This window comes from Melioribacter sulfuriphilus, assembly GCF_052656625.1.
Genome location: NZ_JBQXXK010000003.1, coordinates 348,737 through 363,239 on the forward strand (window position 1 = coordinate 348,737; position 14,503 = coordinate 363,239).

Below are 14,503 nucleotides of genomic sequence, written 5' to 3' on the forward strand. Positions count from 1 at the left end.
CCTTATTTAATTTTTAACTCGTTCGACGTATTCACCGGTTCGGGTATCAATTTTTAATATATCCCCTTCATTTATAAATAGAGGTACGTTAATCGTAGCGCCGGTTTCAACTTTAGCCGGCTTAAGTGCAGTGTTTGCAGTATCACCCTTAAAGCCAGGTTCAGTTTCAACTACTTTAAGTGTAACAAATATCGGGATTTCAGCGGAGATAATATTTTCATTGTCATCAACAAGTAATTCAATTTCTTCTCCTTCTTTCAAAAAGAGAACTTTTTCATCCAGCAATTCTTGTGGAACTGTAATTTGTTCGAAAGTTTCATTGTCCATCAAAACAAGTCCAGCTGCTTCTTTATAAAGGAATTGATATTTTCTTCTTTCAACACGAACGATTTCAACAGATTCGCCCGATCGGAAGGTATTATCGAGTACACGACCGGTTCGAAGATTTTTTAAGGTTGTTCTTACAAAAGCTCCACCTTTGCCAGGTTTAACATGCTGAAATTCAACAATTACGTAAGGTTCTCCTTTGAATTTAATTATAAGACCGTTTCTGAAATCAGATGTATCTGCCATTTATCACACCTTCGTTTGTTAATTAATATTAACGTTTATTACCAATTTAGTTAATTTTCTGCAAGTGCCAAATACCTGTTTACTTCCTCTATTTGCGGGTAATTTTTATATTCGTCTTGAATTTTCAAGAATAATTTTTTTGCTTCCTCTTTTTGGTTTATGTTCAATAGTGCAATTCCAGCTTTCAGTAGATATTCTGGGTTTGAAGGATTTTCTTCCGAAATTGTAGCTGCTTTGCGATAGAATTCGGCAGCTTCTTCGTATTTATCTTTCGCTTCAAAATAGGCAGCTTTTCCTGCCAGAGAAGTTGCTATCAATAATGGATTGTTGCCGCTGTAATCGTCATACAATTCATAAGCTTCATCAAGCTTACCGGTTAAAAGATAACTATTTGCTAAATATATTTTTGCAGTTTCGCCCTGTTCAGTTCCATCGTATCTGTCAACAATTTCTTTCAATCCTGTGATATTTTGAGCTTTGTTGCCAGCGATAGCCTCTTCGTACTGAGCGGCTTCATAAAGTGGGACTACTTTTGTCAATAGACTTGCTGCCATGAGATTATCATTTTCTTTTTTGTTCGTATAGAGAATGACAGCAACAATTATCAAAGCTACTATCGCCGCACCGATGTAAATTTTCATCTGGTTTTTCTGGAAAAAAGCAGTGAACTTATAAAATGTTGTAACTAATGAGTCTTGTTTGATCTCTTTTTTGGTTATTTTTTTCTTTTTTTGTAACACAGCAACCTCACAATAATTTTAAAATCGAGGGTTAAATTTAGTAAATATTAGAGTCCAATTCTAATATGATTGGAAAAAATCCAGCCATTGTTTCCGACGAATACTTCCGCTCTATAGACGCCAGCTTCGTCAACGGGCAAGGATAATTCAGCAGTTTCATCTTTTTTAGCAAATATTTCACCGTTTCGAATAATTTTTATCGTAGCTGGCTTCCCGGGTATTTCAACATGGAGTTTCAAATTGTTCATTTTTTTTACTGTATCGCCCATATAAAATATGTCTTCGTCATTTTCAGCAAAAAAATTAAAACCTTTAGCATCGCCCCGGTAAAAATTTGATACAAAACATTTACCTTCTTTCAAAGCATTCAACACAATACTTTTATTTTCTGAAAGGATCTTTGACGATTCGATGGGTTCATCCGTAAGAATATGTGTGCGTATCGATTTAAACAGTACTTTATAAGGGAAGACTTCTACTTCGAAAAAACCGAGCAGATTAACTTTATGGGCATGGGCGTCTACTCCACCAATTCCGACTACTTTTCTTTTCAAATTAAGTTTATCCCATACTTCAATAGTTTCTTGTGGGGGAACACTTATAGATCGAAGTGGATGAACGAAGTAATTATACTTGTTTTCTTCTGTCAATCCCTCCATCCATTCTGACATGTGATTCCAAATTTCGATACCTGTAAAATCCTCTGTATCCCATTCTGTCCAGGGATATGGAGGATGTTTTTCCATCGAATTTCTTTTTTCGTGAGGATGAGCAATAAAGCCGATACCACCGGCTTCTTTTACAAGTTTAACATATTCTTTTGCGCTTAGACGTGTTGAATATGCTTCGTTTATTCCAAATGCCAGAAGATGGTTCTTGTTTTCTTTATCGTTAATTTCACATCCAACCAACACCAAGGTTTTGTCGTACCATCCTTCATATCCTTCATGGAGAGCTCGGAGTGTATTATGGTCGGTAATAATTATATAGTTTAATTCAGCTTCGTTTGCAAACGATGCAATTTCTTCTACCGTTCCTGACCCGTCCGAGAAATTCGAATGGATGTGGATGGCGCCCGTGTATTCATACATAATACACTCGATTATCTTAATCTACACTTCGACGAGTGTTGTGTATTGAGTAGTTTGTTCTTTTATCAGGTCGGATAATTTAGTCATCAAAAGATCGATGCGTTCGTCCTGATTATCGTCAAAATTTTCGAAGGCTTCTTCAGAATTAAAGATATAAACTTCTTCAAAATAGTTCGATTTATTTTTTTGTTCGTAAACCGAATAACTTTCCAGACCTTCAGCCTGAACAAGATTTTTTAATTCCTTCACTACGTTTAGGTATTCGTTCCTTTTTTCAGGGATTATACTGTAACGGATTGAAAAAATAACTCTACTCATTTATTTCCTCTTTATAAGTTTAATAATTCACCTTTATAAATAATTTTTGCAGGACCGGTTAATGAGAGACCTGCGATTTTATTTTTATCTTCAACAAAATCCACTACAAATCGATCGCCACTTTTTGGATACAAAACAATTGGTGGTTTATAATTAAAAATTTTATATGCCACAATTGCGGCTGCAGCGCTTCCAGTTCCGCATGAAAGTGTTTCGTCTTCCACCCCTTTTTCGTATGTTCTTATTTTCAATTCACGACCTAGTAATTTCACAAAATTTACATTAATTCCCTCCGGTTTAAACCTCTCGGAGTATCTTATTTCTCTGCCTAATTTAACTACAGGCAAACTATCTAAATCCATCTCCTTTGTAATGTCGTCAACGTTTACCACCAGGTGCCGTGCTCCTGTATTTATTTCGTAACCATCGATACTTTTTCCATTCACTTCTAAATTATCGATCTCTTTAATATCACCTATTTCCGAAAAATAAAATTTAATTTCACTCTCGTTTACTATTTCTCCTTTGTATTTTTTTCCTCCCGCTTCGAAAACGATCACGTCATTTCTTATTTTGCCAGCGACACTGGCATATTTAAGAGCGGTTCTTGCCCCGTTAGCGCAGAGCATACCACCTGAGCCATCGGCATTATAATAATTCATTTCGAAATCTGCCCTGTCAGATTTTTTTATAAGAATAATACCATCTGCCCCAACGCCAAGTCGGCGATCGCATATTTTCCGTATAAAATCTTCTGTAAGTTTTAGATTCGGCGTAATTTCAGTATCAAAAAGAACAAAATCGTTTCCTGCCGCAGAACATTTGTAAAAATAAATTCGATTCATAGCGATTTCAAATTTAATTCAATATTGAAATGAAAGCAATCAAAAAAGATGTTTTTTGAGAAGGGCATAAAATTTGGCCGAAATTGAACTTCAAAAAAAATGGTTGTCCAAACAATTATATCGGTTATTTAATTAACGAGAATATGTTATTCATACCTGAGTGCTTCGATCGGATCAAGATTAGCCGCTTTGTAGGCCGGATAGGTACCAAATACAACCCCGATTATCACACACAAAAAGACACCGATTAATACCCAATCTACTGGAATAACCGCTTTTGCATTGAGGAAAGAACCTGCAAAATTGCCGGCTACAATTCCTAAAATAATTCCAATTATTCCTCCTAATAAAGAGAGTGTTATCGCTTCAAAAATAAATTGAGTAAGAATATTGATTTTTTTTGCACCAATAGCTTTCCTTATACCAATTTCACGCGTACGTTCTGTTACAGAAACCAGCATAATATTCATAATACCTACCCCGGCGGCAAGCAATGCAATTGCAGCTACAACAATAGAGCCGATTCGTACTCCAGATGTTATATCATTAATTTGCGATAATACCTGTTCGTTCGACCATATTTCAAAATCACTTTCTTCGCCCGGCGGGACTTTTCTAATAAGTCGGAAATAACCCTCTGCCAGTTCAATTAGATTGTTATAAGATTCTTTATCGTGGGACATAACTGTAATGTTAATACTCTGGGAGCGTTTTCCGTAAAACGATTGAAAAGTAGTTATCGGCATAATTGCAAAATTATCCTGACTCTGTCCAAAAAAGTCGCCCTGCGATTCCAGCACACCAATAACACGCAACTTATGACCGTCGACTTTAACTTCTTGATCTATTGGGCTGGAATTAGGGAAAAGACGTTTTGCTACATCTGGTCCAAGTATAATATAACGTTCATATCTTTGAACGTCTCTTTCATTAAGCGCACGACCAGATTCTATTTCCCATTTATTATTTGGAAAGGCTTCTGGTGTTACTCCTGCAAGTGGCACATTAGGATTTGTTTCAAGATTAGCCGCCTTCAATTGTTTTCCGAATTGCCACTGCTCAGCACCCACATATTTAGCTTCTTTTAGTTTCTCTTTAAGACGAAAATACTCTTCGAGTGTTATATCCGGTCGATTTCGATATTTCATTCTTTCGGCAGGTCCACCAGTTTGTACTGCAGGCCACTTTTGAATCTGGAACGTATTCTGTCCCAATTGAGAAACTCCTTTTTCTATACTCGTCTGCAACATTTCGATTATTGTGCTGATTGCAATAATTGAAAATATGCCTACAATAATACCGACGACCGTAAGTATTGAACGGAGTCGATTTGCTTTCAAAGAGTTTAACGCTACTTTAATAATTTCGATGAACTCCATTATTCATACCTCAATGCTTCTACTGGATCTAATTTGGCTGCTGTATATGCCGGAGCAAAACCCGACACAACGCCCGTAGCTATCGATATAACTATTGCAAGTATAATTGTATCAACCTGAACCGACGTGGGGAGAAATTGATTGACTACCAGACTTAAGATCAACGCAATGATGAGTCCTATTGTACCACCAATCATACAAATAATTGCAGCCTCTGTTATAAATTGACTGAGAATTGTTCTTCTTTTTGCACCGATTGCTTTTCTAATTCCAATTTCTTTTGTTCGTTCTTTGACTGATACAAACATAATATTCATGATTCCAATTGCACCGACAAATAGCGCCAGACCCGTGATGAATAATCCAGCAATCTGAATTACCCCAACAGTTTGATTAATTGTATTGAGAAGACCTTCCTGTTGATTTATAGAGAAATCGTCTGGTTCATTATATTTCAAACCTCGTACGCGCCTCATAATTCCAATTGCTTCTTCTTTTGTGGCTTCTACCATCAAACTATTCTTAGCTCTGACATTGATTGTAATGCTTCTGAAATCTGCCGATTGAAAATACTTGTATATATTTTGCAATGGCACAAATACCTGTTTATCGGGATTAAAGTTTCCCATCACCCAGCTTCCCTGTTCATCGAGCACACCGACCACTTTGAATTTATGTCCTTTTATTCTAACATACTCTCCAACAGCATAACCATTAGGGAAAAGATTTTTAGCAATTTCAGATCCAAGTACAACAACATTTCTGCCACTATTACTTTCAAGTTCGTTAAAAAATCTGCCTTCGTTGAACGTAAGGTTTGTAGTTTTTATGTATTCGTGATTTGTTCCTTGAATAATTATCGATTCTACAGTTCTGTCCTTATACTTGATATTCTGAAAAGACCAGACTGTAGGTGCGGTAGCTAAAGGTAATTTTGCTAATTCTTTATATTTTTTGTAGTCTTCAATAGTAAGATTTCTACGGTTTCTAAGTTCCCACCAGGGAGTATCGTTATTGAACCACTCCCATTTATCAATATAAAGATTATCCGAGCCGAGCGACGAAACACCATTTTGAAATGCGTTATCAATTCCATTGATAGCAGTCGACATTAAGACAACGGAAGTAACGCCAATTATAATCCCAAGAGTAGTCAATACCGAGCGGGCTTTATTGGCACCTATTGCTCTCAATGAAATCAACAGGCCTTCTTTCAATTCATATAAAAACTCTTTCATTTCAGCTCCTTTATAATTTTGAGGCGCCGTTTTTCTGAGGAATATATCTATTGACAACTTTCTCGTCTTTTTCAATTAAACCATCACGAATTCTGATGATCCTTTCTGCATGTTCGGCAATATATTCTTCGTGAGTAACAAGAATAATTGTATTTCCCTGCTCATAAATTTCATTAAAAAGCGCCATAATATCTTCGCCGGTTTTAGTATCGAGATTACCAGTCGGTTCATCTGCAAGTATAATTGCGGGCTCGGTAACAAGCGCTCTTGCAATTGCCACACGCTGACGTTGACCGCCCGAAAGCTCATTTGGTTTATGATGAATTCTGTCGGCCAGGCCTACATGTTCCAGAGCCAGGCGCGCTTTTTCTTTTCTTTCATGAGCCGGAACACCTGCATAGATCAATGGAAGTTCAACATTATGTAATGCGTCCGAGCGTGGCAACAGATTAAAAGTCTGAAACACAAAACCGATTTCGCGATTTCTAATTGCAGCCAGTTCATTATCGCTCATTTCACTTACGTTTACGCCCTTGAATTCATATAAACCTCTTGTTGGAGTGTCAAGACAACCGAGAATATTCATTAAAGTCGATTTTCCTGAACCAGAAGGCCCCATTATAGCCACATATTCACCTTTTTCGATTCGTAACGATACATCTCTAAGAGCATGAACTTCCTCACTGCCAACCTGATATATTTTTGCAATATGTTCTATATTGATTATGTTCATAGCATTACCGCCTTATTTTTCGTTTTGTGCCAATTTTGTTTTGCCGGATGTAACTGTAACAGTTTTCCCGTCTTCAAGTTCTTTCGAAATAGCACGATAAGGACCGCTAATGACTTCTTCATTACCTTTGAGTCCTTCAATAATTTCAATATAGTTATCGTCACTTATACCTGTTTTCACTTTAACCATTTTTGCTTTTCCGTTTTCAACAATAAATACTACTTCCTGGGGTTTATTATTTTTCTTATTGTTTTCATTTATAACCCCTTCCTCACCTTCTTGATGTTTTACGGGTTTCGGCGCTCTGGCAGTTACACTTTGAATTGGTACCGCAATAACATTTTCTTTAGTTTCGGTTTCAATATCTGCATCACACGACATTCCAGGACGTATTTTATCATCTTTGTCGATTAAACGAATTTTAACTTCAAAATTGACAACTTCATCCTGTGTACCTGTACCAGTGGTGATAGCGCTGTTGCCTATTTGTGTGACAACGCCTTTAAATATTTTATCTCCGAAAGCATCGATATTAATTTTTGCCGTATCACCTATTGAAACAAGTACTACATCGTTTTCATCAACTTCAACTGTAGCTTCCATATTATTCAAATCTGCCACTGTAAGAAGTTCTGTCCCAGTAAAGCCGCTGCCGATAACTCTTTCGCCCAGTTCGACACTCAATTTGCTTATGGTGCCGTCCATCGGAGCGTAGACATAAGTTTTATTCAAAGTCTCAGTTGCTTCTTTTAGAGCTGCTTCTGATTGCGATACTAATGATTTTTGCGATTCGTAATTACCGAGTGTTTGTAAATAATTTGAACGCGCAGCTTCCAGTTCGGCATCACTTGCCAGACCTTTTTGAGCCAATTCCTGAACTCGTTTATAATCGGATTCAACTTTTTCGAGCAAAGCTTTAGTAGAATTCAACGAAGCTCGAGCTTGTTGTAATCGGGCTTCGGCACTGTTTTTTTGAGCTTCATAAATATCGGGTTTTATACGCAACAACAATTGTCCCTTTTTAACATTGTCTCCCTCTTTAACCAACAGACTTACAATTTCGCCTGTGGCTTCAGCGGCAATTTTAACCTGAAATTCGGGATTAATTTTTCCTGTTGCCGTTACAACCTGTGTAATTGTCCTTCGTGATACTTTTTCGGTTTGCACAGAGATAATTTCTTCCTTATTACCTGCGAACGCTACCAATAGAATTACAACTATAACCAACAATCCAAGTCCGCCAAAAACAAATAATTTTTTTCTGGATTTCTTATTTCCATTAGCCATTTTAATTTACTCCTTTTATTCAAATTTTTTGTAATCTAATTTACCGAGAGAATTTTGTAATCTGTCGTACTTTGTGTAGAAGTCATACAATGCATTAATTTTGTTTCTAACAGCATCGATGTAATCCCTGTCAGCCTGGAGAACTTCGAGAATAGTGCCTGCGCCCAGATTGTAACGTTCCTGGTTCAATTTTAGATTTTCTTCGGCAGCCTGCACATTTTTAGTGGCAACATCCAGGCTCTTCTTGGCTGCAGTAAGGTCAAGATAACCCTGTTTAATTTCGATCTTAATCTGTCTTTCAAGTGCATTCAAATCTTCATTGATATTTTTAAGATTGACTTCAGCCAGTTGAATTTGATTTTCGGTAGACCAGTTAGAAAATATCGGTATGCTCAATGTTGCTCCGATATAGAATACTTTCCTATCGAATAACTTATTGACATCGACAGAAGAAGTAGACCAGGAATAATTTGCCGAGAGTGTGGGAAATAAACCTGTACGGGCAATATGGAGTCCTTTTTGTGCCGAACTCAGATTAAATTCCATACTTTTATAGTCGTTCCTGTTTTGCATTGCATAATTAACCATTGTTTGAATGTCTTCGAAATCCTTCATATAAAAATCGGTATCGATACTTTTCTTTCCCTCGAATGGATCGACAAGTTCATAATCTTCAAGTACGTCTAGTCCCAGGAAATTAAGTAAATTGCTCAAAGCTGTTTCGTATGTATTTTGCGCTTGAATTAATTGGAGCTCAGCATTGCCGAGTTGAACCTGAGCGGTATAGACGTCAGCTTTTGCCACAGCACCCAATTTATTTTTCTCATAAACTGTTTCGTAAAACTTTTGATAATACTTAACATTTTCTTCACGAACCTTCATCAATTCACGTGCATTTAAGACCTGATAAAAATAATCTGTTGTTTCATAAACCACATTTTGTTTTACTTTTTCGAGATTATACTCGGCAGCTTTTATATTATATTTTTTCTGATAGATATTGGAAATATTTGCAAGACCGTCGAACAAAACTAAATTACCACCCATTCCTACCGAATAGTAGCGGCTATCAGTTTGAGAAGGAGGGATTTCGACAACATTGCCGAAGAAATCTCTCTGGGTACCGCCCACGTCATTAACTCGCTGCCAGTTCCATTGTGCTTGCAGGCCGAACGACGGCAGAAGTTCACCATATGCATTTTTTAGTTGAGAGTAATTCGATTCGAGATTATTCTGCGTTTTAATCAGATTAGTATTGCGATTTAACGCAATCGATATTGCCTTATCGAGTGTTAACTTTTTCTGTGCCATTAAAGGGATGGCAGTCAGAATTATTAAGATTAGCAGAATTATTTTTTTCATTATCACTCCTTTTGTGCTCTTAATTTGCACCTAATTTACATTGATTACGACGTCATATTAAGAGGAAAGTTTCAACATCGTAAAAATTATTTTTCTTTCTTTAAATATTCGTCTTTAATTTGCAAAAAGTAATTATAGGCATCTTCATAATTATTCTGAATTTTGCCGTCGAGTATAGCTTCTTCGATTGCTTTTTTTATTTCACCCACAGTTTTAGAAGGAGGAATACAACAGACCCTCATAATTTCGTCTCCACGCACAGGTGACTGGAAAGCTCTCAAGCGATCTTTTTCCTGAACTTCTTTAACTTTTTCCATTACTCGATCGTAATTCGACAAATATTTACTTACTCTTTCGGGATTTTTACCCGTTACATCTGCACGACACAATGTAATTAAGTCGTCGAGGTCCTCGCCTGCAGCGGCAGCCAATCTTCTTACTGCTGAATCGGTAACGTGCTCTTCCACAAGCGCAATGGGACGCATATGTAGTCGAACTAATTTTTCGACATAATGAAGTTTATTCATGGGCAATTTCATCTTAGTAAATATACTTTTCATCATTCTTGCGCCCAATTCTTCGTGACCGTGGAATGTCCATCCGATTCCTTCAACAAATTTTTTTGTTTGCGGCTTTGCGATATCGTGAACTAATCCGGCAAATCTCAGCCAGATATTATCAGTTACTTTTGCAAGGTTGTCAACTACAATACATGTATGATAAAAAACATCTTTGTGATGGTAATCCTTACGTTGTTCAACACCACCCAATTCATCTACCTCAGGAAACACAACTTTCATAATTCCATTTTCATACATTAATTTTAGTCCAATCGACGGTACAGGCGTTGATAGAATTTTAAAGAACTCATCGGTAATTCTCTCCTGTGACACAATTTTGAGGCGTTCTGCCATCATTGATGCGGCTTGTAGAGTTTTTTCCTCTATACTGAAGCCCAATTGTGCAGCGAATCGAATAGCCCTCATAATTCTTAGCGGGTCGTCGTCGAAAGTAGCTACAGGATCCAACGGAGTTTTTATAATCTTGTTTTCAATATCATTAAGTCCGCCGAATCGATCAATCAATTCTCCAAATGAATCTTTATTCAACGAAAGTGCCAAAGTATTTATTGTAAAATCTCTTCTGTTCAAATCGTCCTCCAGAGTACCTGGAGCGACCTTAGGATTTCGGCTGTTTCGATTATACGATTCCTTCCTTGCGCCAACAAATTCAAAAGAAATTCCATTGTAATTGAAATGAGCTGTGCCAAAATTCTTATAAATAGTAACATTACCAACATTAAATTCTTTCGCTAATTCTTGAGCAAATTCGGGTCCGTTGCCTACAATCAAAAAATCCATTTCCTCTCTACTTCTATTCAAAATGACATCCCTTACAAATCCTCCAACGAGGTAGACTTTTTCATTCCTTTTATAAGCCAGTTCGGTAAATTTTTTTAAAAAATCGTATCTGGTTAGTGTATTTTTGATATCAATCATAATTCGGAGTTGTTATTTTGTATTCTGTTACCTCTGCGAAATTGACGAACCAATTGACCATTCTGAGATTCTCGACAGTCGTTTCCCGCCAATAAATATCGTTAATACCTTCTGCAGCTTTCACTGCAATTTTTTTTGCAATTTGGTGGTATCCCCCTTTTAAGGCACAACGCGATAACTTAATTAGCAGGTACAAATTGTTTACATTGTTTTTATCAACATTCAGGTAATTATTAAATACATGTAAATATTCATCTTCAGAATCCATCATGTTGCATAACTCATATAAGGCTTCATAATTACCGTCCTGCAAAGCATCGTATAATATTTTTTTTCTTATGGTTCTATCTCCCATCAGAAATTCTTTGATTCGGTTTTGCTCAACTAAAAATATTCTTAATGAAGAAATGAAATAGTATTCAGGATTAAGATTCATACTTCTAATTTCCTTGAATAAACCGAGAGCACCCTCATAATCATCATTTAAAGCAGAAACGTCACCATAAAATAATTTTAATGCGTAAATATAAGGAGTTTCTTTAAAGTATTTAATTTCGTTTGAAAGAATTTTTCTGGCTCCCGAATATTTCTTTTGTGCAATGTAAGATTTTATCAATCCTGCTAACGATGAATACGATTTTGTTTTCGAATAAATGTTTTCGAATATTTGAGTCGATTTCAAAAAATCGCCCTGATTATAGTACTCATAACCTCTGTTTGTTTCGCGTGCAGCATAACGTACACAAGTTTTTTTAAAGATCGGCTTACCACCGAAATAAAGTTGAGCAGCTTCTTTATTCGTTGTTTCAGGAAGACTTCTAAGAAAACTGTAATATTCTTCGACGACTTCTTCGAGTGGTAAATTGAATGCTTTTATAAAATCGTTCGAGCTATAAAACTCGATAACATTCTTTATACTGTATTTATCAATTAAGTATTTCACGAACGAACCAGCATAGACATACGATAATCCAGCATAATTTGCATAAAAAGAATAATTCGAAAATAATTTATTAATATCCATGCGATAGCCGTTATCGAATGCAGTCTTTGCCATAAAATGCAAGGGATAACCGTAATAATTGTTGTCCAATGCAGATGCAACGCCTTCCAGAAGAGCTGGATTTAAAGGGATATAAAATGGTGGATTAGAATATTTTGCCATTAAAACATGAACCATCTCATGTTTCAAAGTGGATTCAAGGCTGCTAATATCAGTAAAAATCTGTTTCCTCCACGGTTTTGCTACATCCGCACTCCCGCTACCGAACAAATCTTTTTTCTGCTGGTTATCTTTAAATACAAATACTTCCATCTGTTCTCCGTCCAATTTGAATAGTTCTCCAAGTCTTTCGTAATAATATTCGTAAATGAGAGCAGCATACTTTCCATTTTCGTAATCGGGAGGGGCATATATTTGTGAATGAAGAGTTTCAATTTGTTGACCGAGCTTATTCTTTAGTGAATCGACATTTGTGGCAAATCCGAATGCAGGTTTAAGTATCCAGAAAATGAATGAAATCGTAACGACTAAAGTGATGATTAAGACGTCGTTTAAAATTTTCTTTTTCTTTACTTCAATTACCGCCCGCAATATTCCCAGACCTATCAATAAATTAAGTACTCTGTAGAGAATAAGTTTATTTGTTACGACAATGCTCTCGTCGTACAGTGTGCCTGAAAAAAATCCAAAGAGTGGATTATAAAAATAAAGTTGAGGATATAAATAAAATTCGATTAACGATAATGAGAACAAAATTATTGAAGATAGTATAAGAATGAGAAAATTATATTTTCTAAAAATTAGTTTGATTATATATGCCATTACGGTGCCATTAAAAAGAGAAGGCAGAGTAATAACGAAATAAAAAGCAAAGCCATATAGAATCGAACAGCGATTAATAAACAGGTAAAAAAATACTCCGTTTGCCAGAACCAAACCAGCTGCAATTAACAATTTTAGTGCAACTTCCCGGTATGCTGAAATAACAGAATTTAGATCCGTTGAAAATTTCAAGAAGATCAGACCACCGACAATAAATAACACTATGCCATTCAAAGCGGAAAATTCATAGTCGAATGTGTTTAGCAGTGGGAATCTTGAAAGCAACAGTTCAAAGAGAGCCAGCAAAAAAAACAATACATAGAAATACCTGTGGCCCCAGTAGAACTTTTTAATACTCATCGGTTACTACTCTTTCGATATCGGCGCCAAGAGCTTTTAATTTTTCTTCGATTCTCTGATATCCTCTATCGATATGATAAATACGCAGAATTTCCGTCGTTCCTTCTGCTGCCAGTCCCGCAATTACTAAAGAGGCACTTGCTCTCAAATCTGTCGACATGACTTTTGCACCGGTTAATTTTTCTACTCCTTTAACCACAGCGCTGTTATTGACCACTTCGATATCTGCACCCAATCTTATCAATTCAGGTACATGATTGAATCTATCTGGATAAATAGTGTCTGTAATAGTAGATGTCCCTTTTGCCAGCGACATTAAAGCAATCCATTGTGCTTGCATGTCGGTAGGAAATCCAGGATAAACATCGGTGGTTACATCCACATTTGAAATTAAATCAGTCGAGCTGAGCTTAATTTCTCTTTCATTATTTTGAATATAAAAACCTGCTTCTTCCAGTTTAATCAAAATAGTTTCGAGGTGTTTCGAAATCACATTGGTAAGAGTAATGTTGCCACCTGTAATTCCTGCTGCAATTAATAAAGTGCCCGCCTCAATTCGGTCAGGGATGTTTAAAAAATTAGCTGGGGTTAGAGAATCTACGCCTTCAATTTCGATTATCTTTGTACCGATTCCATTAATTTTAGCACCCATTCGGGTAAGATATTCCTCAAGTGCGACAATTTCGGGTTCTGTTGCAGCATTGGAAATCAAAGTTGTTCCTTTTGCAAGTGACGCAGCCATAAGCGTATTTCCAGTGGCACCTACCGAAGGAATATCGAAATGAATTTTTGTGCCGTGTAGACGCTTGGACTTAGCAATAATATAACCGAGTTCGAGCTCGATTTCTGCTCCCAATTTTTTCATCGCTTCAAGATGAAGATTAATTGGGCGTGGACCCCAGGCGCATCCACCCGGCATGGAAACTTTAGCATAACCAAAACGCGTCAATAATGGCCCTAAGACATAGATCGATGCTCTCATTTTCTTAACTAATTCATACGGCGCTACCTGATTATTAATTCTCGAATTGTCGATTGTAAGCGTATAATCCTCGAACTTAATATTCGAACCCAGCTCTGTCATTAATTTCATCATCGTATAGATATCGTTGACTTCGGGTGCGCTTTCGATTGTATTAATTCCTTCGTTTAAAAGAGTAGCTGGCATGAGTGCCAATGCTGAATTTTTTGCACCGCTTACCTCAACTTTGCCCTCAAGTTTTTTGCCGCCTTTTATTATGAACTTTTCCACA

The 14,503-nt window shown here is 36.6% G+C and carries 13 protein-coding genes; all 13 read right to left on the minus strand.

What is annotated here, in order from left to right; genetic code table 11:
- Positions 1-6 precede the first annotated feature (6 nt).
- Positions 7-573, minus strand: coding sequence for an elongation factor P (gene efp, locus ACUN8G_RS05335; protein WP_437346095.1), 567 nt, complete (start codon positions 571-573; stop codon positions 7-9).
- 50 nt (positions 574-623) lie between these two features.
- Positions 624-1,313 (minus strand): tetratricopeptide repeat protein, encoded by a 690-nt coding sequence (locus ACUN8G_RS05340; RefSeq protein ID WP_437346096.1) that lies wholly within the window; start codon positions 1,311-1,313, stop codon positions 624-626.
- Between the two features lie 47 nt (positions 1,314-1,360).
- The gene (locus ACUN8G_RS05345; protein WP_437346097.1) at positions 1,361-2,404 is read right to left on the minus strand and encodes a PHP domain-containing protein; all 1,044 of its coding nucleotides are present in this window, start codon (positions 2,402-2,404) and stop codon (positions 1,361-1,363) included.
- 21 nt (positions 2,405-2,425) lie between these two features.
- Positions 2,426-2,722 carry an antibiotic biosynthesis monooxygenase gene (locus ACUN8G_RS05350; protein ID WP_437346098.1) on the minus strand — a complete coding sequence of 99 codons (297 nt, stop codon included), beginning with the start codon at positions 2,720-2,722 and terminating at the stop codon, positions 2,426-2,428.
- A gap of 11 nt (positions 2,723-2,733) precedes the next feature.
- Positions 2,734-3,567, minus strand: a complete 834-nt coding sequence (gene dapF, locus ACUN8G_RS05355) for a diaminopimelate epimerase (protein WP_437346099.1) — start codon at positions 3,565-3,567, stop codon at positions 2,734-2,736.
- A gap of 146 nt (positions 3,568-3,713) precedes the next feature.
- Entirely contained in the window at positions 3,714-4,946 is a 1,233-nt protein-coding gene (locus ACUN8G_RS05360) for an ABC transporter permease (protein ID WP_437346100.1), read from the minus strand.
- Positions 4,946-6,184 carry an ABC transporter permease gene (locus ACUN8G_RS05365; RefSeq protein WP_437346101.1) on the minus strand — a complete coding sequence of 413 codons (1,239 nt, stop codon included), beginning with the start codon at positions 6,182-6,184 and terminating at the stop codon, positions 4,946-4,948. The genes ACUN8G_RS05360 and ACUN8G_RS05365 overlap by 1 nt, the downstream gene beginning before the upstream one ends.
- 10 nt (positions 6,185-6,194) lie before the next feature.
- The gene (locus ACUN8G_RS05370; RefSeq protein ID WP_437346102.1) at positions 6,195-6,917 is read right to left on the minus strand and encodes an ABC transporter ATP-binding protein; all 723 of its coding nucleotides are present in this window, start codon (positions 6,915-6,917) and stop codon (positions 6,195-6,197) included.
- A 12-nt stretch (positions 6,918-6,929) separates the two neighbouring features.
- Complete coding sequence (locus ACUN8G_RS05375) at positions 6,930-8,204, minus strand: efflux RND transporter periplasmic adaptor subunit (RefSeq protein WP_437346103.1); 1,275 nt, start codon at positions 8,202-8,204, stop codon at positions 6,930-6,932.
- Positions 8,205-8,219: 15 nt separating this feature from the next.
- Positions 8,220-9,566 carry a TolC family protein gene (locus tag ACUN8G_RS05380; RefSeq protein ID WP_437346104.1) on the minus strand — a complete coding sequence of 449 codons (1,347 nt, stop codon included), beginning with the start codon at positions 9,564-9,566 and terminating at the stop codon, positions 8,220-8,222.
- A gap of 86 nt (positions 9,567-9,652) precedes the next feature.
- Positions 9,653-11,065, minus strand: coding sequence for a CCA tRNA nucleotidyltransferase (locus ACUN8G_RS05385; protein WP_437346105.1), 1,413 nt, complete (start codon positions 11,063-11,065; stop codon positions 9,653-9,655).
- A complete protein-coding gene (locus ACUN8G_RS05390) occupies positions 11,058-13,250 on the minus strand; it encodes a tetratricopeptide repeat protein (protein WP_437346106.1) in 2,193 nt (730 codons plus the stop codon). The genes ACUN8G_RS05385 and ACUN8G_RS05390 overlap by 8 nt, the downstream gene beginning before the upstream one ends.
- Entirely contained in the window at positions 13,240-14,502 is a 1,263-nt protein-coding gene (murA, locus tag ACUN8G_RS05395) for a UDP-N-acetylglucosamine 1-carboxyvinyltransferase (RefSeq protein WP_437346107.1), read from the minus strand. Before murA ends, ACUN8G_RS05390 begins: the two co-directional genes overlap by 11 nt.
- Position 14,503: the final 1 nt, after the last annotated feature.

Bases quoted from the DNA above. Each gene is read 5' to 3' on its own strand.
- efp (WP_437346095.1), bottom strand. From the start codon at position 573: ATGGCAGATACATCTGATTTCAGAAACGGTCTTATAATTAAATTCAAA.
- ACUN8G_RS05345 (WP_437346097.1), bottom strand. From the start codon at position 2,404: ATGTATGAATACACGGGCGCCATCCACATCCATTCGAATTTCTCGGAC.
- ACUN8G_RS05350 (WP_437346098.1), bottom strand. From the start codon at position 2,722: ATGAGTAGAGTTATTTTTTCAATCCGTTACAGTATAATCCCTGAAAAA.
- dapF (WP_437346099.1), bottom strand. From the start codon at position 3,567: ATGAATCGAATTTATTTTTACAAATGTTCTGCGGCAGGAAACGATTTT.
- ACUN8G_RS05360 (WP_437346100.1), bottom strand. From the start codon at position 4,946: ATGGAGTTCATCGAAATTATTAAAGTAGCGTTAAACTCTTTGAAAGCA.
- ACUN8G_RS05365 (WP_437346101.1), bottom strand. From the start codon at position 6,184: ATGAAAGAGTTTTTATATGAATTGAAAGAAGGCCTGTTGATTTCATTG.
- ACUN8G_RS05370 (WP_437346102.1), bottom strand. From the start codon at position 6,917: ATGAACATAATCAATATAGAACATATTGCAAAAATATATCAGGTTGGC.
- ACUN8G_RS05375 (WP_437346103.1), bottom strand. From the start codon at position 8,204: ATGGCTAATGGAAATAAGAAATCCAGAAAAAAATTATTTGTTTTTGGC.
- ACUN8G_RS05380 (WP_437346104.1), bottom strand. From the start codon at position 9,566: ATGAAAAAAATAATTCTGCTAATCTTAATAATTCTGACTGCCATCCCT.
- ACUN8G_RS05385 (WP_437346105.1), bottom strand. From the start codon at position 11,065: ATGATTGATATCAAAAATACACTAACCAGATACGATTTTTTAAAAAAA.
- ACUN8G_RS05390 (WP_437346106.1), bottom strand. From the start codon at position 13,250: ATGAGTATTAAAAAGTTCTACTGGGGCCACAGGTATTTCTATGTATTG.